Source organism: Mesorhizobium sp. M1006 (genome assembly GCF_040318825.1).
Lineage (GTDB): Bacteria > Pseudomonadota > Alphaproteobacteria > Rhizobiales > Rhizobiaceae > Mesorhizobium.
The window spans coordinates 16,886-36,527 of the sequence record NZ_JAMYMZ010000025.1 but is presented as its reverse complement, the minus strand read 5'-3'; the positions used below and the strand labels follow the sequence as shown (position 1 = coordinate 36,527).

Genomic DNA, 19,642 nt, shown 5'->3' with positions numbered 1-19,642 from the left:
TCAGAAATGAGATTTATTCTGCAATATCAATGAGTGTGCCGATGTGGGCTGCACAAAGCCGGAGCAATTGCATACACTTTTTGCCTCCAAAATCGCCAATTTGACATGAAGGCTAAAACATAGGCATACAGAGATGCAGAGGAATCGAAGCCGGTGAGTGGCTTACGGCTCTAGCGAAAAGACTGGACGGAGGAGACGTGTCGGGAAAGCGCAATTTGATCAGGTCGGGCACGACCGTCGATCAGATGGTGAGGGCGATCAGCGACCGGATCGTCACCGGTTTCCTGCGCCCGGGCGAAAAGCTCGACGAGGCCTCGCTAGCCGCCTGCTTCGACGTCTCACGCACGCCGATCAGGGAAGCGCTCAGCCGGCTCAGCGCCATGGGGCTGGTCGAAAGGCGGCCGAACCGCGGCGCCACCGTCGCCGTGGTGACGCAGGAGCACCTCGCCTCGATGTTCGAAAGCATGGCCGAGCTTGAAGCGATCTGCGCGCGGTTCTCGGCCGAGCGCATGACCGCTGGCGAGCGCCGCACGCTGGAGGCCGAGCACCAGGCGTCGGCGCGCTTCGTGCAGCTCGGTGCCGAAGAAGAGTATGAGCTCTTCAACACCGAATTCCACACCCGGCTCTATCGCGGCGCCCACAGCAAGCACATTTATGAACTGACCGTCATGACCCGTGGCCGCCTGGCGCCGTTCCGGCGCGCGCAATTCATGCTGCCCGGCCGGCTGGCCCAGTCATGGCAGGAGCATGACGCCATCGTGACAGCAATCATGCGCGGCGACAGTGCGGCGGCCGGAACAGCCGCCAAGGATCATGTCTCGATCGTCAGCGAGGCGAGCGCCGTCTTTGCCATCGGCGATCGCCCCAAAGGCAGGACCGAGCCGTTCCCGACATCGGCTTCCTAACCGTCAATCGACCAGCACGGCGACCACGGCAGCGCAGTCGCCGGCCTTGACCAGCCCCGGAAAATGCCGCGCCGCCAACAGACCGGACATTTTGGCCCGGATCTCCTGCGGAGCGCCGCCGGTGCGGCCTATGGAATGGATACGTGCCAGCACCTGGTTCTCTGCCACCGCCTCGCCGAGATCGATCATGGTTTCGATCATCCCGTCGTCCTCGGCGAACGAGAAGCAATCGCCCGATGGCATATCGAGCCAGCGGGTTGGCTGCATCTCGACCGCGCCGGCGACGATGCCGGCATGGCGCAGCACATTGAGCACGCCGCGACGTGCGATCCGCACCGTTTCCGCGCGCGAAGTCCCGCCGCCGCCGAGCTCTGTGGTGATGAACAGCTTGCCCATCTCTTCGGCGGCAGTGTCGAACATGCCGACCGCGTCGATCTCCAGCATTTTCATCGACCATGGTGCGGAGAAGGCTTCAACCGCAGCGAAACCCTTCGCTTCCAGCACCTTGTCGGGCCGGATGTGGGCGGCGCAGAACGGCACGAAGTCGAGCGTCTTGCCGCCGGAGTGGAAGTCGAGCGCGATGTCTGTACGGGGCAGAAGCTCGCGCTGGAAATAATCAGCGATCTTCTCGGTCACCGTGCCGTCGGGCCGGCCGGGAAAGCTGCGGTTGAGATTGCCCTTGTCGATCGGCGAGGTGCGCGTGCCGGCGCGGAACGCCGGATAGTTCATCGCCGGCACGATGATGATCGTGCCGCTGACTTGCTTCGGGTCGAGCGTACGGGCGAGGTCATAGAGCGCCAGCGGCCCCTCGTACTCGTCGCCATGATTGCCGCCGGTGAGCAATGCGCTCGGCCCCTTGCCGTTGCGGATGACGCAGATCGGGATCATCACCGATCCCCAGGCGGAATCGTCGCGGCTGTAAGGCAGGCGCAGGAAACCGTGCTGCACGCCGTCGCGCTCGAAATCGACGGTCGGCGTGATCGGTGACGGGCGAAGGCTGGACATCGGGCTCAATTCTTCACCACCAGTTTGCGCGGCACATTCGCCAGGCACTCGACGCCCGTCTCGGTGATCAGGATGGATTCGGTGATTTCCAGCCCCATCGTCTCAAGCCACAAGCCGGTCATGAAATGGAAGGTCATACCGGGCTTCAACTCGGTGCGGTCGCCTGGACGCAGGCTCATCGTGCGCTCGCCCCAGTCAGGCGGATAGGAAAGCCCGATCGGGTACCCGGTGCGGTTGTCCTTGACGATGCCGTACCGCTTCAGCACCGCGAAGAAGGCGTTGGCGATGTCCTCGCATGTGTTGCCGGGCTTGGCGGCGGCAAGTCCCGCCTCCATGCCTTCCAGCGTCGCCTTTTCGGCATCGAGGAATTCCTGAGTCGGTTTACCAAGGAACACGGTCCGCGACAGCGGGCAGTGATAGCGGTTGTAGCAGCCTGCGATCTCGAAGAAGGTGCCCTCGCCCGATTTCATCGGCCGGTCGTCCCAGGTCAGATGCGGCGCCGATGCGTCGGCGCCCGACGGCAGCAGCGGCACGATCGCCGGATAGTCGCCGCCGATGCCGTCGACGCCGCGCGTGCCGGCATCGTAGATCTCGGCGACCAGGTCGCATTTGCGCATACCGACCTCGATCTTGTCGACGATGCGCTGGTGCATCGCTTCCACGATGCGGGCGGCCTTACGCATGTAGTCGATTTCGGTCGGGCTCTTCACCGCGCGCTGCCAGTTGACGAGTGCCGTGGCGTCGACGAAGCGGGCATTGGGTAAGTGCTTCTGCAGCGCTGCGAAGGCAGCGGCCGAGAACCAGTAATTGTCCATCTCGACGCCGATGCTGAGCTTGCCCCAGCCGCGATCGGAGAGCACGCTGGACAGAAAATCCATCGGATGGCGCTCGGTCGACTGCACATAGTGGTCGGCATAGCCGACGATGTTGTCGTGCGCGAGATAGGCGGTGCGCTTGGCGCCGTTGGCGTCCTGGCCGCGCCCGTACCACACCGGCTCGCCCGACGGCGGCACGATGACAGCCTGATGCACATAGAACGACCAGCCGTCATAGCCGGTCAGCCAAGCCATGTTGGACGGATCGCTGACGACGAGCAGATCGACGCCCTTGGCCTCCATGACCTTCCGCGTCTTGGCGAGGCGCTCCGCATATTCGCCGCGCGAGAATTTCAAATTGGGCTGCATTGTTCTTGGTCCTCGTTTGTTGGGCCTTGCGGCCAGCATCAGCTTTCGAAAATCGTACCGGTCTTGGCTGCACGCGCACGGTCGCGGGCGAGCGTGGCGATCGCCGTGTCCTGCACGCCGGTGCCGGTCAGGTCGGCAATGGTGATGTCGCTGTCCGAGCGCCGGCCATGCCTTTCGCCGGCGATGATGTGGCCAAGCTCGGTGATTTCGGCATCGGACGCCATCACGCCCGCCGCGATAGCATGGTGCAGTTCGCCCAGCCGGCGCGTCTGTTTGGCGCTATCGGCGACGTAGAGATCGGCCATGCGCAGGATCGCCGGCGCGATCTCGTTCTTGTGCTCGGCATCCGAGCCCATGGCAGTGATATGCTGGCCGGCGGAGACGAAGCCGGCCTTGATCAGCGGCTCGGTCGACGGCGTCGTGGTGACGATGACGTCGGCATCGGCCGCAGCCTTTGCCGCGTCGGGCTCGGCGTGAACGGCGATGTGCAGTTTCTCGGACAATGCGTCGGCCGCGGCCTCGGCCTTGGCGGCATCCCTTGCCCAGATGCGGGCTTCCGTGATTGGCCGCACCAGCATCAGCGCTTCGAGCTGCAGTCCGGCCTGAACACCGGCGCCGAAGATCGCGGCAACGGAGGAACCCGCCCGCGACAGATGTTTGGCGGCGACCGCACCGGCGGCGGCCGTGCGGATGTCGGTGAGATAGCCATTGTCGAGCAGCAGCGCCTCGACCAGACCGGTTTTCGCCGACAGCAGCACCACCATGCCGTTGACGCTGGGCAAGCCGAGCTTCGGATTGTCGAAAAAGCCGGGGCTGATCTTGATCGCAAAACCGTCGATGCCCGGTACATAGGCGGTCTTGACGTCGACCTCGCCGCGATGCTCGGGAATGTCGAGCCGAAGGATTGGCGGCATCGCCACCGGCAAGGTGGCGAGCGCGCGAAACGCGTTCTCGACGCAGGCAACGGCATCGAGATCAAGCTCCACGATCTTGCGCAATTCACCTTCGGTGAGGATCGTCATCCGGCTCATGCTGCGCTCTCCGCAATTGCTTCGCCGCAGATGATCTTGCGGTGCAGTGTCATATCGATGTTGCGGCCGGACAGCACGAGCACCGTCGGGCCGCTCGCCCTGATCTTGCCGGCAAGCACGGCTGCGATGCCGACCGCGCCGGCGCCTTCGACGATCTCGCGCTCCTGCTCATAGGCATGCCGGATGCCGGCGGCGATCTCGTCCTCGCTGAGCAGGATCACATCGTCGAGCAGGTCGCGGCACATGGAAAAGGTCAGCCGGTTGTCGAGGCCTATGCCGCCGCCGAGGGAATCGGCCAGCGTCGGCAGTTCTTCGACCAAAACCGGATGTCCGGCGTCGAGGCTCGCCTTCATCGCCGCACCGCGCGCCATTGAAACGCCCACCACCTTCGTCGCCGGGCTGACGCCCTTGACGGCAGCGGCAACGCCAGCCGCCAGCCCACCGCCGGAAAGCGGCACCAGCACAAGGGCGGCATCAGGAACCTGTTCGATGATCTCCAGCCCGAGCGTGCCTTGCCCGGCGACAATGGCGGGATGGTCGAAAGGCGGCAGCATGACCAGCCCCTCTTCCGCGACCAGCCGTTCGACCTCTCGCTGCGCATCGTCCTGGCTGTTGCCGACGATGCGGATCCCGGCGCCGAGCCGGCGGATCTCGTCGAGCTTGTTCTGCGGCACCAGCCGCGACATGCAGATCGTCGCGTGGATGCCTTGCAATTGAGCAGCATAGGCAAGTGCCCGGCCGTGGTTGCCGGTCGAGGCCGCGACGACGCCGCGCGCCTTCTCCTCTTCTGTCAGCGAAGCGATAGCGTTCGAGGCACCGCGCAGCTTGAAGGCGCCGGTGGTCTGCCGGTGTTCGAGCTTGAGATAAACAGGAGCGTCCAAGTGCTGGGAAAGACTCCGGGAAGGAACGGTCGGCGTACGCTCGACCTTGCCTGCGATGCGCTCGCGCGCGGCGTGGATTTCGGACAGGCTTATCCTGGACGTGGTCATGGCTCATCAATCAGTTCAGCGGCAGCGTCATCAGACGGCCGAATTCAGGGCGCGGCTCGTCGTCGTCGCAAAGCCGCAGGCAATTCCAGGCCGTCGCCTGGTTGCTGGTGACGACAGGACGGCCGATGGCTTCTTCCATACCGACAACTGCCGCCGCGGACCGCAGTGCCGTGCAGGAGACAAACAGCGCGTCCGAGTGTTCGGCCGTCGCCTCGCGAGCCAGATCGACCAAGGATTTCGGCGCAATCCGCGCCATCTCGCGATCATCCTCGAAGCCGAGGCAAGTGAAGCTGGCGATTTCGAAACCATGCTCGGTGAAATAGGTCGCCATCGGCCGGCTGGTCTCGACCGTATAAGGGGTAAGAATGCTGATCGTCCTGGCGCCCAGCGCCTTCAGGCCGCGCACCCCGGCCATCGGCGGCGTAACCACCGGCGCACCGGGTTTCGCGGCCTGCACCGCCGCCTCGATTTCGGCATCGCCGATCACGACGGAAGCTGAGGTGCAGGAATAGCAGATCGCATCGAGCGGCTCGTCGGGCAGGATCAGGGCCGCGGCCGCCGTCAGTGACGGCTGCATCTTGCGCAAATTGTCCGGCGTCGTCGGGTTGGCGTAGGGGATGCGTGCGACATAGACCCCGATGCGGTCGCTTGCCACCATGCGGTGAAAATCCGGTTCGCTCGTATGGTCGGTGGCAAGGATGATCAGGCCGACCCGCTTTTCCAGCGGACGCGCATCGAGCGCCGGCCGGGCCGAATGCAGGCGGATTTCGGGTGCAGCGCTCATCGTTCGATCCGCCCATAACGGTGTTCCAGCCAGCGCAGCAGCACCACCGAGAACAGGCTGATGGCGAGGAAGAAGGCGCCGACCAACGTGATCGGTTCGATATACCGATAATAGGTATTGGCGACGCTCTTGGCCTGGTTCATCAGTTCCAGCACGGTGATCGCCGACAGCAGCGGCGTCTCTTTGAACATGGCGATGAAATAATTGGCAAGCGCCGGGATCATCGGCGGGATCGCCTGCGGAATGATGATGTGCGTCCAGGTCTGGGTGGCGTTCAGATTGCAGGCCTTGGCCGCTTCCCACTGGCCGCGCGGAACATTATCGATGCCGGCGCGGTAGACCTCGGCCGTGTAAGTGCCGTAATGCAGCCCGAGACCGATGACGCCCGCGACCAGCGGCGGCAACAGGACGCCAAAATCCGGCAGCACGTAGAAGATGAAATAGAGCTGCACCAACAGCGGTGTGCCACGGATGAACTCGGCAAGGAAACCGACGGTGCGCGACAGAGCCCTGTTCGGCGACCGGCGCGCCAACGCGATGCCCAGCCCGACGATCGCCGCCAGTACCGAGCCGAGCAGCGTCGCCAGGATGGTGATCTTCACCCCCTCGATCAGCGTCGGCAGGATCTGCCGGACAAAATCCCAATCCCATTCCATTATCAGGCCCGATCCATCATACGCGCACCCCGTCGAGGCCACGAGCCATGCGGCGTTCCAGCGACCGCACGCCCCAGGAGATGAGCAGCGCCAGGACGAAATAGATGACGAGGATGGTGCTGAACGGCACCAGAGTATTGCCGGTCTGCGAGCGCACCACCTGCGCCTGGAAGGTCAGGTCGGCGAGCGAGATCAGCGAAACGACGGCGGTGGCCTTGAGCAATTCAATGGCGTTGTTGCCGAAGGTCGGCAGCATCACCAGAAGCGCCTGCGGCAGGATGATATGGCGCATGGCTTGCCAGCGGCCGAGATTGAGGGCGGTACAGGCCTCATATTGTTCGCGGCCGATAGACTTGATGGCGCCACGCACCACTTCCGCCGCATAGGCGCCGACATTGAGGCCCAGCGCCAGCACCCCGGCCTGCAGCGGCGTCAGCGAAATGCCGGCAAAGGGCAGCACGAAATAGGCCCAGAACAGCTGCACAAAAATCGAGGTGCCGCGGAAGAACTCGATATAGGCGGTGGCCAGCGCCCGCAGCACGAAAAACCGCGACAGCCGCCCCAGCCCGGCGAGAAAAGCCATGATCAAGGCCAGCACCGACCCCATCAGCGTCAGCTCGATGGTGACAAGCGCTCCTTGCAATATCAGGCCGAAATAGCCGGACCATTGGGTCATTAGGGCTAAGCGTTTCCTCGCTTGGTGATCATTACAGAACGCCGGCGCCGCCCCTCATCCGCCTGCCGGCACCTTCTCCCCGTTATAGGGACGGGGAGAAGGGTGAAGCTCCAGCGTTGGCGCCCCCCTCTCCCCGTTTTTGACGGGGAGAAGCTAGGGTGAGCGGCACTTTTTACTTCGCCGAGCAGAGCTTGTCGCGGCTCGTCGACATTGCCGCCGCCGCCGAGAAGCCGTAAGGCTCGATGATCTTGGCGAACTCGCCGGACTTCTTCAGTTTCGCCAGCTCGACATCATAGGCGTCGCGCAGCGCTTCGTCGCCCTTCTTGAAGGCCGCGCCGTCGCAATAGACCGGCGCACCGACCACCGGCGCGATGACTTCGAGGTTCGGATCATTGGCTTTCTTGACCAGGTCGTTGATCGACAGCACGGGCAGCGAATAAGCATCGATGCGGCCGTCCTGCAGCATCTTCAGGCCGCTCTGGCCGTCCGGCACGACGATGACGCGCTCGCGCGGCACACCTGCGGTGAGCGCCAGCTTCTCTTCAGTGCCGCCACCCGGCGCGCCGATCGTGGCGCTCGCGTCCTTCGCGACGTCCTCGTAGCTCTTGAAGCCCTTCGGGTTGCCCTTCTTCACCAGCATCGCCTCGGCGTCGCACAGCACCGGTTCCGAATAGGCGACCGCAGCACAACGTTCCGGCTTCATGAACAATCCGGCGGTGACGACGTCGAAACGGCCGGCCTGCAAGCCGGGGATCATGGCGCCATATTCCGAGATCGAGGCGACGATATCGTTGACGCCAAGGCGTTTGAAGATTTCACGGGCAACGTCAGGCGCCGCACCCGAAACCTTGCCGTCGGCAGCGACCGCCGTATAGGGCGGCTCGTTGGCGATGGCGACGCGGGCAAAGCCTTGCGCCTTAAGCTCTTCGAGCTTGCTGTCGTCGGCCGAGCCGGCCGTCGAGGCGGCCAGCACCGCCGTCAGCGCAATACCGGCGACGCCGGCCAAAATGGCAAATTTCTTCATTGTTCCCAACTCCTTGTTTGTCTGTCTTCTTGGCTTGCTTGAGGCGTTGCCGCCTCGCATGGCAGTCAGACCCGATGTCCGGCCGCAATGATCTTCTTCAGGAAACCTTGCGTGCGCTCCTGTTTGGGATGGCGGAAAATCTCGTCGGGCTTGCCCTCCTCGACTATTCTGCCGCGATCGAAGAACAGCACCCGGTCGGCGAAGTCATGGGCGAAACCCATCTCGTGGGTGACCAGCAGCATGGTCATGTCGGTCTCGGCGGCGAGCTTGCGCATGACGTTGAGCACCTCGTCGACGAGCTCAGGGTCGAGCGCCGAGGTGACCTCGTCGAACAGCATGATCTTCGGCGACAGCGCCAGCGCCCGCGCAATCGCGACGCGCTGCTTCTGGCCGCCTGAAAGCTGCGCCGGCATCGCCTTGGCCTTGTCGACCATGCCGACCATGTCGAGCAGTTCCATCGCCCGCTTTTCGGCGGCGGCCCGCGGCACGCCTTTGGTCAGCATCGGTGCCAGCGTCACATTGTCGATGACACATTTGTGCGGAAACAGATTGAACAGTTGGAAGACCATGCCGATCTTCTGGCGCATCTTTGCCAAATGCCGTTCATCGGCCGTCAGCAGCCGGCCGTTACGCTCCATGTGGTACAACTGTTCACCGTCGACTTGGATGTGGCCGCTGTCGATACGCTCTAGCGTCATCAGGATGCGCAGGATCGTCGTCTTGCCCGAACCCGATGGACCGATCAGTGCCAGCTTCTCGCCGGGCATGACTTGCATCGAGAGGCCGTCCAGCACCTTGAAGGTGCCGAAGCTTTTCGAAATACCGTCGATCTTGATGATGGGCGCCGACAATGAATTTCCCGTGCTGGAGAAGCTATGCCTTTAACGATGCGGATCGCGGCAAATCATGTCAATCAAGAAAATAATATCATGACAATATTTCGAACTCCGCACAATTCCCCGCCATTTGTTCCCTAGATGGCAAGCAGGAGATGCTCGGGATCGCCGAGCAGAAGCTTGGTGACAACGCCGAGACCGGCACGCAGTTCCCCCTCCGTGGTCGAGCCCAGCGAAATCCGTACGGCTGGATGCCAAGGCATCTGCGAAATGCGAAACGACGTACCGGGCGCAATCGCCACGCCCTGCAGGCGCGCCTGGGACACAAAGCTTTCCTCGCCGCGATCCTCGGGCAGCCGCAGCCAGACATGCAGCCCGTCGCGATGAGCCCAATAGTCCACTCCGGCAAGCACCTCGGCGGCGATGTCCAGACGCCGCCGCAAAGCCAGGCGCTGCCATCGAACGAGTTCCATCGCGGTGCCGTCGGTCACCCATTTGGTGGCGATCTCGGCCACCAGCGGCGTCGCCATCCAGTTCGAGACGAGATGGCGATTGGCGACCGCGGCGACATAACGATCGGGCGCCGCGAGATAGCCGATGCGCAGGCCCGGCACCACGATCTTGGTAAAGGAGGTGACGTAGAGCGTGCGCTCAGGCGCGAAGGCGGCTACCGGCGGCGGCCTGTCCTCGACCAACGGGCCGAGGACGTCGTTTTCGATAATGGCGATGTCATGCCTGCGCGCAACGGCGGCAATCTGTTCGCGCCGGCCGGCATCCATCAGGGTGGCCGTCGGGTTGATCACCGACGGCTGCACGAACACGGCGCGGATGTCCGACAGCCGGCAGGCCTCGTCCAGCGCTTCCGGGATCAGCCCATTGTCGTCGATCGGCAAACCCTCAAGGTTGAAGCCGAGATAACGCGCCAGCGGGATCAGCGTGTGGTGACCGATCGCCTCAGTGGCGACGGTCGAGCCGGGCGGCGCCACGCTCATCAGCGCCACTGTCATCCCTGCGGTGGCGCCGTTGGTCAGGCTGATGTTCTGCGGCGACGCGTCGAGGCCACAGAGGCGCAGCCACTCGACACCCACCGCGCGGTGGCGCGGGAACACCATGTTCGGCCTGAACGACAGCGCCGAGCTCGACGGCAGGTTTTCGGCGAGCCAGCCCAGCGCCTGCCTCAGCCGCTCCAGATGCATCGGTTCGCAGACCGGCTTCAGGATGGAGAGATCGATGAGCTCGCCCAGCCGCTCGGGCAGATAGGGCGGCTCCGGCTCGCGGCGCTGCGTCTGCACGAAGCTGCCGCGGCCGACCTCGCCGGACACCAGCCCGCGGCGAATCAATTCCTCGTAGGCGCGGCTGACCGTCTGCACGGAAAGTTGCAGATCGTCGGCCAGTTGCCGGTGCGTCGGCAAGCGCGCGCCATTGGCCAGGCGCCCGTCGTGGATGGCGCGCGCGAACTGGTCGGCGAGCGATTGATAAGCCGGCCGCCGGATAAGAGCGGGATCTGGTCGCCAAAATGTCATGACTTATTAGAGATCGAAATCAGTGCAATTGACAATCGAAATAATGCGCCGTCATGGTGTCCGGCACTGGAAGTGGGCGATCATGGCTGCAGCGAAACTCGATCCGATCGATCTGAAAATCCTCGACGCCATCCAGCGCGACGGGCGCATCACCAAGCTGGCGCTGGCCGAGAAAGTCGGCCTGTCGCCGACGCCGTGCTGGATGCGGCTGCGCAAGCTGGAAAAGGCCGGCATCGTCTCGGGCTACCATGCCAGGATCGCCATGCGCGCCATCGCGCCGGTCGCTACCGTGCTGATGGAGGTGACGCTTGCCAGCCATCGCCAGGCCGATTTCGACCGTTTCGAGCGCGTCATCCGCGACATCCCCGAGATCGTCGCCTGCTGGTCTGTCGGCGGCGGCGTCGATTACCTGCTGAAGGTGATGGCGCGCGACATCGACGCCTATCAGCGGCTGGTCGACACTCTGCTCGAGCGGGAGATCGGCATCGACCGCTATTTCACATATATCGTCACCAAGACGGTGAAGGAGGAGAGTGTGCTGCCGGTGGCGGACCTGTTGCCGACATCTTCCTGATATCGGAGAGATCGTCTGCGCGCTCGGTGCAATAGAGACAATCTCTCTACGTGCAGGCACGCAAACAGCTTCTCTGTTTGCGCGGCAGAGATAGTCTTGCGGCATCACCCGAACCGGGAGCCCGATGATGTCCGCACATTTTGCCCGCTCGCGGCGCCATGAAGCACTTGACCGCCTCGCCGACCGACGGCTGCTGCGCGAACTCGCCTATGTCGCTGGCCACTGGACGGCGAGCGAGACCGCGGAGAGTTTCGAGGTGACCGATCCGGCCACCGGATCCACCGTCGCTTTCGTTGCCGCGCTCGATGCCCGGCAGACGACATTGGCGATCGATGCGGCATCGCGCGCCTTTCCTGCCTGGCGCGCATTGCTGCCGCAGGAACGGTCGAAAATCTTGCGAAAATGGTTCGATCTGATCGTCGCCGCCAAAAATGACCTGGCCCTGCTGATGACGCTCGAACAAGGCAAGCCGCTGAAGGAATCGCGCGGCGAGATCGACTACGCAGCCTCTTTTGTCGAGTGGTATGCCGAGGAGGCCAAACGTCTCAACGCCGAAAGCGTCACCAGCCATTTGCCAAATGCCGAGATGGTGGTGCGACGCGAACCGCTCGGTGTCGTCGGCGTCGTCACGCCGTGGAATTTTCCAGCGGCCATGCTGACCCGCAAGGCGGCGGCCGCGCTTGCCGCCGGCTGCACCATCGTCGCGCATCCTTCCTCGGAAACGCCGCTGTCGGCACTGGCGCTGGCCGAGCTTGGCGAACGTGCCGGCCTGCCGGCTGGCGTGTTCAACGTCCTCACCGGCAGGGCTTCGACCATCGTCGGGCGGATGTGCGAAGACCCGCGCGTTCGCGCCATGAGCTTCACCGGCTCGACCGAGGTCGGCAGGTTGATCGCCGCGCAGAGTGCGCCGACGATGAAGCGTCTGGTGATGGAACTTGGCGGGCATGCGCCGCTGATCGTCTTTGCCGACGCCGATCTCGACAAGGCGGTGACCATCGCCGTCGACGCCAAATTTGCGACCTCCGGCCAGGACTGCCTCGCCGCCAACCGCATCTATGTCCAGCGTCCGCTCTACGATCGGTTCTGCGCTGCTTTCGCCAAACGCGTCGAGGCATTGCGGACCGGCAATGGCCTCGCTGACGACACCGAAATCGGACCCTTGATGCACGACCGCGCCGTCAAGAAGGTCGAGGAGCAGGTGGCCGATGCGCTCGCCAAAGGCGCGCGTTGCCTGACCGGCGGCAAGCGCCATCCTGCCGGGCCGCTGTTCTACCAGCCGACGCTGCTGGCCGATGTTGACGACGACGCCCTGATCATGCGCGAGGAGACCTTCGGTCCGGTTGCGGCCGTGACGCCCTTCGACAGCGAAGAGGAAGTCGCCGCCCGCGCCAATGCCACCGAGTACGGCCTGGTCGCCTATGTCGTCACTGAAAACGGCGGCCGGCAATTGCGCATGGGCCGCGCGCTCGACTATGGCATGGTCGCCATCAATCGCGTCAGGATCACCGGCGCGCCGATCCCGTTCGGCGGCGTCAAGCAGTCCGGCATCGGCCGGGAGGGCTCGCGTCACGGGCTCGAAGCCTTTACCGATCTCAAATATCTCTGCCTGGACGTGGCCTAGAACCGCGCCCGACACTTTTCCTCAGGAGTAAAAAGATGCTCGACCAGTCAAACGAACTCGCCGCCTGGGACCGCGATCACTTCTTCCATCCCTCGACCCATATGGGCACGCATGCACGGGGTGAATCGCCGACCCGCATCATCGCCGGCGGCGAAGGCGTCACCATCTGGGACAATAACGGTCGCAAGAGCATCGATGCTTTCGCCGGCCTCTACTGCGTCAATGTCGGCTATGGCCGTCAGAAGATCGCCGACGCCATCGCCGCACAGGCCAAGAACCTCGCCTATTATCACGCCTATGTCGGGCACGGCACCGAGGCATCGATCACGCTTTCCAAGATGATCATCGACCGTGCGCCCGAGGGCATGTCGAGGGTCTATTTCGGGCTCTCCGGTTCCGACGCCAACGAAACCAATATCAAGCTGATCTGGTACTACAACAACGTGCTCGGCCGGCCGGAGAAGAAGAAAATCATCTCGCGCTGGCGCGGTTATCACGGCTCCGGCATCATGACCGGATCTCTGACCGGCCTCGACCTGTTCCACAACGCCTTCGACCTGCCGCGTGCGCCGGTCCTGCACACCGAGGCGCCCTACTACTTCCGCCGTGCCGACCGCTCGCTGAGCGAGGAGCAGTTTTCGCAACACTGTGCCGACAAGCTCGAGGAGATGATTCTCGCCGAAGGGCCGGAGACGGTCGCCGCGTTCATCGGTGAGCCTATCCTCGGCACCGGCGGCATCGTGCCGCCGCCGGCCGGCTACTGGGAGAAGATCCAGGCGGTGCTGAAGAAATACGACGTGCTTCTGGTTGCCGACGAGGTCGTCACCGGCTTCGGCCGGCTGGGCACCATGTTCGGCTCCGACCACTACGGCATCAAGCCCGACCTGATCACGATCGCCAAGGGCCTGACCTCGGCCTATGCGCCGCTGTCGGGCGTCATCGTGTCAGACAAGGTCTGGCAGGTGCTGGTGCAGGGTTCAGACAAGCTCGGCTCGCTCGGTCATGGCTGGACCTATTCGGCGCATCCGATCTGCGTCGCCGCCGGCGTCGCCAACCTGGAACTGATCGACGAGATGGACCTGGTGCGGAACGCCGGCGAGACCGGCGCCTATTTCCGCGCCGAGCTGACGAAAGCTGTCGGCGGCCACAAAAACGTCGGCGAGGTGCGCGGCGACGGCATGCTGGCGGCGATCGAGTTCGTCGCCGACAAGAACGATCGCGTATTCTTCGACGCCTCGCATAAAATCGGGCCGCAGGTCGCGACCACCCTTGCGGCAAGCGGCGTCATCGGCCGGGCCATGCCGCAGGGCGACATTCTCGGTTTCGCGCCGCCGCTCTGCCTGACGCGGCAAGAGGCCGATATCGTCGTGTCGAGGACGGCCGACGCGGTGAAGAGCGTGTTTGCAAATATCTGAAGAGCCGACATGAATGCCATGCCCAAGACCCTCCCCGCCACCATGGCCGCCGTGCAACTGATCGGGCACGGCGGACCGGAAAAGCTCGTCTACCGCACCGACGTGAAAGTGCCCTCGCCCGCCCGGGGCGAGGTGCTGGTCAAGGTCACCGCTTGCGGCATGAACAACACCGATGTCTGGGTGCGCCAGGGCGCCTATGGCACGGAGGAGGATGCCGCCGCTGTGTCGACCTGGCGTCGTCAGGGCAATACGCTGAGCTTCCCGCGCATCCAGGGCACCGACACGGTCGGCAACATCATTGCCGTCGGCGACGGCGTGTCGCCGGCCCGCATCGGCGAGCGGGTGATGGTCGATTTCTCCATCTACAATCGCGACGACGATTCACTCGCCGACATCGACTATATGGGCCATGGCCGCGACGGCGGCTATGCTGAATACCAGGCAGTACCGTCCGAAAACGCCCATGTCGTCGACACCGATCTGAGCGATGTCGAGCTTGCCACTTTCTGCTGCGCCTATCTCACCGGCGAGCAGATGCTGGAACGCGCCGCATTGAAAGCCGGCGAGCGTGTGCTTGTCACCGGCGCCTCTGGCGGCGTCGGCTCCGGCATCGTGCAGCTGGCGCGGGCGCGCGGCGCCATTCCCTATGCGGTTGCCGGCAAGGGCAAGGAACAGGCCGTGCGTGAGATCGGCGCCGAGGCGGTGATCACCCGTGGCGTTGCCGATCTGCCGGCCGCCGTCAGCGCGGCGACCGGCGGGCGGCCAATCGACGTGGTCGCCGATCTGGTCGGCGGCGCCATCTTCAATGACCTCTTGCGCATCTTGAGGCCCGAAGGCCGCTACACCACGGCCGGCGCGATCGCCGGCCCGGTCGTCCAGCTCGACCTGCGCACCATGTACCTGAAACAGCTCCAACTGCATGGCTCGAGCCAAGGCACGCGGGCGGATTTCCGCCGCATCGTGCGTTACATCGAGGACAAGAAAATCCGGCCGCTGGTCGGCGGCGTCTACCGGCTCTCCGATTTCCACCGTGCACAGGCGGATTTCATCGGCAAGGATTTCGTCGGCAAGCTGGTGGTCGTACCGGATGCGGCCGCCAAATAGCGCGTCGACCACAAACGCCTATGACAGGCTCGGGCCGTTCGCGGACGCGGTGAGGTCGAGCGCCACATCCAAGCAGCGTTTTCGTGATGGCTTTGTTTATCTGAATGAGCAAAACCCATTCTGATTTGGCTGCACGCCGGCAACAAGGATTCCTGACCCTCTCCTGCGTTATAAGATTTTCGCGATTTTCTTATAACCTCGCTTGCGTCCCTTGAGGTCATGCCGCTATAAGAGAACCGCATTTTTCTTATAACCGGAGCCGCCCGACATGAAGACGGTCGACCTCGTTTACCGCACGATGTATGCGGAACTCGTCCAGCGATCCTTGGACGCAGCCTTCGAAACGGATTTCCCTACGACGGGCAATCTCGTCAAGGGGCCCGTCAAGGGCAAGGTATACTGGTATTTCGAGGAAACGCAGCCGACGAAGACGCGACGGTATGTCGGGCCTGACAGCGATCCCGAGATTGCAAAACGCGTCGAATCCTTCCGTCAGATCAAGGACGACCTCCGCGCCCGCAGGAAGCTGGTATCCACGCTCGTGCGCGAGGCAGGGCTAACAGAGCCCGAAAGGTTCACCGGGGATGTCGTCGAGGCGCTGGGGAAGGCTGACATCTTCCGCTTGCGCGGCGTCCTGGTCGGCACAGTCGCCTTTCAGTCCTACGCTGGCTATCTGGGCGTGAAGCTGCCCGGTGCAGCGTTGCAGACGGGCGATGCAGACTTCGCCCTATTCCATTCCGCGTCGGCCGCGGTCGAGGACAGCCTGCCGCCCATCCTCGAAATCTTGAGGGAGATCGACCCAACCTTCAGGGAAATCCCTCACAGATCAGATCCCGGACACGCGACGCAATTCGAGAACGCAGTCCGATACAAGGTCGAGTTCCTTACACCGAATACGGGCAGCGATGACTACGCCGATCATGCAACCTCGATGCCGTCTTTGGGCGGTGCATCCGCGCAGCCTCTTCGGTTTCTCGATTTCCTGATCCACGAACCAATCAGAACTGTGCTGCTGCATCGATCGGGAGTGCCTGTCGTGGTACCGTCGCCCGGACGATATGCGGTTCACAAGCTGATCGTTGCCTCGCGCCGACAGAACAACGCAAACGGCGTGGGCAAGCGGGAAAAGGATGTCCACCAGGCAGCACTTCTGGTCGAGGCACTGGAAGCTACCCGTCGCCAGGACGATCTCGCCATCGCGTTTTCGGAAGCGTGGGACAGGGGGAAACATTGGCGTGAAGCGATACAAAAAGGACTTGGCTTGATTCCCCAGAAACAGCGTGGCGACATCGAGGCGACGATCGTCAACGCACTTTCAGGAATCGGCGAAGAACTGGAAGGATTTAGCGGCTCATCTGCGAAAACAAAGCACGGAGACTAAAAGTAACGGTGTGGAGGGTAACCTTCTGCCAGCCGTCGCCGAGGCGTTTTTGTTTTCAGGTTTCAAAATCGACTTTGCCTATTCAGCTCTGCGATCGGACCTGCTTGGCGGCAGCCTCGAGCGACCGTTCAAACGCGTCGATCAACTGGTCGACCTGCGGCTCGGTGATGATCAGCGGCGGGCAGAAAGCCAGCGCATCGCCCATATTGCGCGAGATGACGCCGTTCTGCTGCATGAAACCGTTGACGAGTCCGCCCAAGGCACCAACCGTGCCCCACGGCGCCTTGTTTGCCTTGTCGCCGACCAGTTCGACCGCCGAAATCAGGCCGATGCCGCGCACCTCGCCGACAAGCGGGTGCGAAGCGAGCGTGCGCAGCCGCTTCTGCATATGCGCGCCGACCGCACGCGCATTGCCGACAAGGTCGCGCTCCTCGATCAGCTTCAGGTTCTCGAGCGCGACCGCTGCCGCAACGGGATGGCCGCCGCCGGTGAAACCGTGGCCGAAGGTGCCGATACGGTTGCTTTCGTCGGCGATCGGCTCGAATACCTTGTCATTGATCAGCAGGGCCGAGATCGGCAGGTAGGACGAAGAGATCTGTTTCGATAACACCATGATGTCGGGCCTGATGCCGAAGGTCTGCGAGCCGAACATCTCACCTGTTCGGCCAAAGCCGCAGATCACCTCGTCGGCGATGAGCAGGATGTCGTATCTCGATAGCACCGCCTGTATCTTCTCCCAGTAGCCGGCCGGCGGAACGATGACGCCGCCGGCGCCCATGATCGGTTCGCCGAAAAAGGCGGCGATGGTTTTCGGTCCTTCGGCCAGGATCAGCTTTTCCAGCTCGTCGGCAAGCCGCGTCGAAAACAGCTCTTCGCTTTCACCCGGCAGCGCCTCGCGCCAATGGTGCGGCGTCGAGGTGTGCAGCACATTGGCGATCGGCAGATCGAACGAAGTGTGGTTGTTGGGCAGTCCGGTCAGGCTCGCCGAGGCGATAGTGACGCCGTGATAGCCCTTCTTGCGGCTGATGATCTTCTTGCGCGCCGGCTGGCCGAGCGCATTCGACCGGTACCAGATCATCTTCATGGCCGTATCGTTGGCCTCGGAGCCGGAATTGGTGAAATACGCCTTGCTCATCGGCACCGGCGCCATCTGCACCAGTCTCTCGGCGAGATCGATCAGCGGCGAATGCGATTTGGAGCCGAAATCGTGATAGTAAGGCAGCTTCGACATTTGCCGTACTGCCGCATCGACCAGCCGCTTCTCCGAAAAGCCGACCGCGACGCTCCAGAGCCCCGCCATCGCCTCGATATAGCGGTTGCCGGCAAGGTCCTCGACATAGATGCCGTCGCCCTTCTCGATGACGAGCGGCCCCGACTCCTGATGCTTGCGCGCATTCGTATAGCCATGCATGTGAAAGCTTATGTCGCGGGCTTCGGGTGAATTCGGTCGTGCGTCCATGACGGCTCCTGATGCTGACGCGGAACAATCCTGCCGCCGGTCCGGCTCGGCAGGTCCCCGTGCGTTATGCCGTTTGATGCATCTTTCTCGAACGGTATAGTGTCAAGCGCTTTCGGCAGGGCCAGCGGATGGATGGACGCATGCAGAACTTCGGCTTGACCTAACCGTGGACCATGTCGACTGCATTGTCGCCGGCGCCGGCGTTGTTGGCCTGGCGATCACGCGAGAGATGGCGCAGCGCGGCATCGATACGCTGGTCCTGGAAGCCGAGAACGCTATCGGCACCGGGACAAGCTCGCGCAATTCCGAGGTCATCCATGCCGGCCTCCACTATCCGGTTGGATCGCTGAAAGCCCGGTTCTGCGTGGCCGGCCGGGAAAGACTCTATCGCTATTGCGAGGAGCGGGCGGTCCCACACGCGCGCTGCGGCAAGCTCATCGTTGCCACAAGTGCCGAACAGGAGCCGGTGCTCGCCTCAATCCGGGCCAATGCACGCGCTTGCGGCGCCGGCGACCTGTTGCGCTTGAGCGAAGCCGAGGCGCATACGCTGGAGCCCAGCCTTAAGTGCACGGCGGCGCTGCTGTCGCCCGCCACCGGCATCATCGACAGCCATGCCCTGATGCTCGCCCTGTTGGGCGACGCCGAGGAGCACGGGGCGGCACTTAGTCTCAACACGCGCATCGCCTCCGGCCGCATCGAAGCAGGCCGCGTCGTGCTCGAGACGGTGGACGCTGCCGGCGGCGAGCGCTTCGAGATCGCCACTCCGCGTTTCGTCAATGCCGCCGGGCTTGGCGCCGCAGCACTTGCCGGTTCGCTTGAAGGGCTCAATCAGCAATTGGTGCCAAAGCTCCATTATGCCAAGGGCAATTATTTTTCGGCGGCCGGACGGGCGCCGTTCTCGCGATTGGTCTATCCGGTGCCCGAACCCGGCGGGCTCGGTGTTCATCTGACACTCGACCTTGATGGCGTCGCCCGCTTCGGGCCGGACGTCGAATGGATCGATCAACTCGACTACCGCGTCGACCCGGCTCGTGGCGAGCGCTTCTACAGCGAGATCCGCAAATACTGGCCGGACCTGGCCGATGGCAGCCTGCAACCCGCTTACAGCGGCATCCGGCCAAAACTGTCCGGTCCCGGTGAGGCCAATGCCGACTTCGTCGTCCAGGACGTGGCGGTGCACGGCGTGGATAGCCTGGTCAACCTGTTCGGCATCGAAAGCCCCGGCCTGACCTCCTGCCTGACGATTGCCGACCACGTCGCGCAGTGCCTCGCGCCGAAGTTGTAGCGTGCGGCGCCCCGCGCCGCGATCTGCACTGTATCAAGGCGCATTGCGTGAACTTTCAGACGCAAGTCGCCTATGAGGCACATCGCGCACTTGCAGCCCGCTCCGCGCTCTGATTCCCTGCATTCTGGGGCTGTCCTGATTCGCACTGCCCGGTTCAGAGTTTTCGCAGTGCGCCCGGGACAAGCTTCCA

General features: G+C 63.4%; 18 protein-coding genes. 7 read left to right on the top strand and 11 right to left on the bottom strand.

Features of this window, described 5'->3' with window-relative positions; all coding sequences use genetic code 11:
- Positions 1-245: 245 nt before the first annotated feature.
- Positions 246-905 (top strand): GntR family transcriptional regulator, encoded by a 660-nt coding sequence (locus tag NKH60_RS22090; RefSeq protein WP_352873341.1) that lies wholly within the window; start codon positions 246-248, stop codon positions 903-905.
- Between the two features lie 3 nt (positions 906-908).
- On the opposite strand, the gene doeB is transcribed toward NKH60_RS22090, so the two are convergent.
- The 10 genes from doeB to ehuR all read right to left on the bottom strand — a co-directional run bounded on the left by doeB (position 909) and on the right by ehuR (position 10,613).
- Positions 909-1,910, bottom strand: coding sequence for a N(2)-acetyl-L-2,4-diaminobutanoate deacetylase DoeB (gene doeB, locus NKH60_RS22085; RefSeq protein WP_352832079.1), 1,002 nt, complete (start codon positions 1,908-1,910; stop codon positions 909-911).
- 5 nt (positions 1,911-1,915) lie between these two features.
- On the bottom strand, positions 1,916-3,094 hold the full coding sequence (doeA, locus tag NKH60_RS22080) for an ectoine hydrolase DoeA (protein WP_352473231.1): 1,179 nt from the start codon (positions 3,092-3,094) through the stop codon (positions 1,916-1,918).
- Positions 3,095-3,132: 38 nt separating this feature from the next.
- Positions 3,133-4,125, bottom strand: coding sequence for a cyclodeaminase (locus NKH60_RS22075; RefSeq protein WP_352473229.1), 993 nt, complete (start codon positions 4,123-4,125; stop codon positions 3,133-3,135).
- On the bottom strand, positions 4,122-5,114 hold the full coding sequence (eutB, locus tag NKH60_RS22070) for a hydroxyectoine utilization dehydratase EutB (RefSeq protein ID WP_352473228.1): 993 nt from the start codon (positions 5,112-5,114) through the stop codon (positions 4,122-4,124). The genes NKH60_RS22075 and eutB overlap by 4 nt, the downstream gene beginning before the upstream one ends.
- A gap of 10 nt (positions 5,115-5,124) precedes the next feature.
- On the bottom strand, positions 5,125-5,898 hold the full coding sequence (gene eutA, locus NKH60_RS22065; RefSeq protein ID WP_352832081.1) for an ectoine utilization protein EutA: 774 nt from the start codon (positions 5,896-5,898) through the stop codon (positions 5,125-5,127).
- On the bottom strand, positions 5,895-6,554 hold the full coding sequence (gene ehuD / locus NKH60_RS22060) for an ectoine/hydroxyectoine ABC transporter permease subunit EhuD (RefSeq protein WP_352467665.1): 660 nt from the start codon (positions 6,552-6,554) through the stop codon (positions 5,895-5,897). The genes eutA and ehuD overlap by 4 nt, the downstream gene beginning before the upstream one ends.
- Before the next feature lie 16 nt (positions 6,555-6,570).
- The gene (gene ehuC / locus NKH60_RS22055) at positions 6,571-7,230 is read right to left on the bottom strand and encodes an ectoine/hydroxyectoine ABC transporter permease subunit EhuC (RefSeq protein ID WP_023720654.1); all 660 of its coding nucleotides are present in this window, start codon (positions 7,228-7,230) and stop codon (positions 6,571-6,573) included.
- 172 nt (positions 7,231-7,402) lie between these two features.
- Positions 7,403-8,254 carry an ectoine/hydroxyectoine ABC transporter substrate-binding protein EhuB gene (gene ehuB / locus NKH60_RS22050; protein ID WP_023677200.1) on the bottom strand — a complete coding sequence of 284 codons (852 nt, stop codon included), beginning with the start codon at positions 8,252-8,254 and terminating at the stop codon, positions 7,403-7,405.
- 65 nt (positions 8,255-8,319) lie between these two features.
- Positions 8,320-9,105 carry an ectoine/hydroxyectoine ABC transporter ATP-binding protein EhuA gene (gene ehuA / locus NKH60_RS22045; protein WP_023677199.1) on the bottom strand — a complete coding sequence of 262 codons (786 nt, stop codon included), beginning with the start codon at positions 9,103-9,105 and terminating at the stop codon, positions 8,320-8,322.
- Positions 9,106-9,227: 122 nt separating this feature from the next.
- Positions 9,228-10,613, bottom strand: a complete 1,386-nt coding sequence (ehuR, locus tag NKH60_RS22040; RefSeq protein ID WP_352873309.1) for a MocR-like ectoine utilization transcription factor EhuR — start codon at positions 10,611-10,613, stop codon at positions 9,228-9,230.
- Between the two features lie 82 nt (positions 10,614-10,695).
- On the opposite strand from ehuR, the gene NKH60_RS22035 reads away from it, so the two are divergent.
- The 5 genes from NKH60_RS22035 (at position 10,696) to NKH60_RS22015 (ending at position 16,708) form a co-directional block, all read left to right on the top strand.
- Positions 10,696-11,187, top strand: a complete 492-nt coding sequence (locus tag NKH60_RS22035; protein ID WP_352832087.1) for an Lrp/AsnC family transcriptional regulator — start codon at positions 10,696-10,698, stop codon at positions 11,185-11,187.
- 127 nt (positions 11,188-11,314) lie between these two features.
- A complete protein-coding gene (locus NKH60_RS22030) occupies positions 11,315-12,808 on the top strand; it encodes an NAD-dependent succinate-semialdehyde dehydrogenase (RefSeq protein WP_352832089.1) in 1,494 nt (497 codons plus the stop codon).
- Positions 12,809-12,843: 35 nt separating this feature from the next.
- Positions 12,844-14,223 (top strand): aspartate aminotransferase family protein, encoded by a 1,380-nt coding sequence (locus NKH60_RS22025; protein ID WP_352832092.1) that lies wholly within the window; start codon positions 12,844-12,846, stop codon positions 14,221-14,223.
- 9 nt (positions 14,224-14,232) lie between these two features.
- Positions 14,233-15,327, top strand: coding sequence for an alcohol dehydrogenase family protein (locus NKH60_RS22020; RefSeq protein WP_352832093.1), 1,095 nt, complete (start codon positions 14,233-14,235; stop codon positions 15,325-15,327).
- A 268-nt stretch (positions 15,328-15,595) separates the two neighbouring features.
- On the top strand, positions 15,596-16,708 hold the full coding sequence (locus tag NKH60_RS22015; RefSeq protein WP_352873306.1) for a nucleotidyltransferase family protein: 1,113 nt from the start codon (positions 15,596-15,598) through the stop codon (positions 16,706-16,708).
- Between the two features lie 82 nt (positions 16,709-16,790).
- Here the strand turns inward: NKH60_RS22015 and NKH60_RS22010 are convergent, their stop codons facing one another.
- Complete coding sequence (locus tag NKH60_RS22010) at positions 16,791-18,167, bottom strand: aspartate aminotransferase family protein (RefSeq protein ID WP_352873304.1); 1,377 nt, start codon at positions 18,165-18,167, stop codon at positions 16,791-16,793.
- A 166-nt stretch (positions 18,168-18,333) separates the two neighbouring features.
- Between NKH60_RS22010 and NKH60_RS22005 the strand changes: the two genes are divergently transcribed.
- Positions 18,334-19,452 (top strand): NAD(P)/FAD-dependent oxidoreductase, encoded by a 1,119-nt coding sequence (locus NKH60_RS22005; RefSeq protein ID WP_352832102.1) that lies wholly within the window; start codon positions 18,334-18,336, stop codon positions 19,450-19,452.
- Positions 19,453-19,642: the final 190 nt, after the last annotated feature.

Excerpts from the sequence above, each read along its gene's own strand:
- eutB (WP_352473228.1), bottom strand. The coding sequence starts at position 5,114 with ATGACCACGTCCAGGATAAGCCTGTCCGAAATCCACGCCGCGCGCGAG.
- NKH60_RS22025 (WP_352832092.1), top strand. The coding sequence starts at position 12,844 with ATGCTCGACCAGTCAAACGAACTCGCCGCCTGGGACCGCGATCACTTC.
- ehuB (WP_023677200.1), bottom strand. The coding sequence starts at position 8,254 with ATGAAGAAATTTGCCATTTTGGCCGGCGTCGCCGGTATTGCGCTGACG.
- eutA (WP_352832081.1), bottom strand. The coding sequence starts at position 5,898 with ATGAGCGCTGCACCCGAAATCCGCCTGCATTCGGCCCGGCCGGCGCTC.
- NKH60_RS22035 (WP_352832087.1), top strand. The coding sequence starts at position 10,696 with ATGGCTGCAGCGAAACTCGATCCGATCGATCTGAAAATCCTCGACGCC.
- ehuD (WP_352467665.1), bottom strand. The coding sequence starts at position 6,554 with ATGGAATGGGATTGGGATTTTGTCCGGCAGATCCTGCCGACGCTGATC.
- NKH60_RS22075 (WP_352473229.1), bottom strand. The coding sequence starts at position 4,125 with ATGAGCCGGATGACGATCCTCACCGAAGGTGAATTGCGCAAGATCGTG.
- ehuC (WP_023720654.1), bottom strand. The coding sequence starts at position 7,230 with ATGACCCAATGGTCCGGCTATTTCGGCCTGATATTGCAAGGAGCGCTT.
- NKH60_RS22010 (WP_352873304.1), bottom strand. The coding sequence starts at position 18,167 with ATGGACGCACGACCGAATTCACCCGAAGCCCGCGACATAAGCTTTCAC.
- NKH60_RS22015 (WP_352873306.1), top strand. The coding sequence starts at position 15,596 with ATGAAGACGGTCGACCTCGTTTACCGCACGATGTATGCGGAACTCGTC.
- ehuR (WP_352873309.1), bottom strand. The coding sequence starts at position 10,613 with ATGACATTTTGGCGACCAGATCCCGCTCTTATCCGGCGGCCGGCTTAT.
- doeA (WP_352473231.1), bottom strand. The coding sequence starts at position 3,094 with ATGCAGCCCAATTTGAAATTCTCGCGCGGCGAATATGCGGAGCGCCTC.
- NKH60_RS22020 (WP_352832093.1), top strand. The coding sequence starts at position 14,233 with ATGAATGCCATGCCCAAGACCCTCCCCGCCACCATGGCCGCCGTGCAA.
- NKH60_RS22030 (WP_352832089.1), top strand. The coding sequence starts at position 11,315 with ATGTCCGCACATTTTGCCCGCTCGCGGCGCCATGAAGCACTTGACCGC.
- NKH60_RS22090 (WP_352873341.1), top strand. The coding sequence starts at position 246 with ATGGTGAGGGCGATCAGCGACCGGATCGTCACCGGTTTCCTGCGCCCG.
- doeB (WP_352832079.1), bottom strand. The coding sequence starts at position 1,910 with ATGTCCAGCCTTCGCCCGTCACCGATCACGCCGACCGTCGATTTCGAG.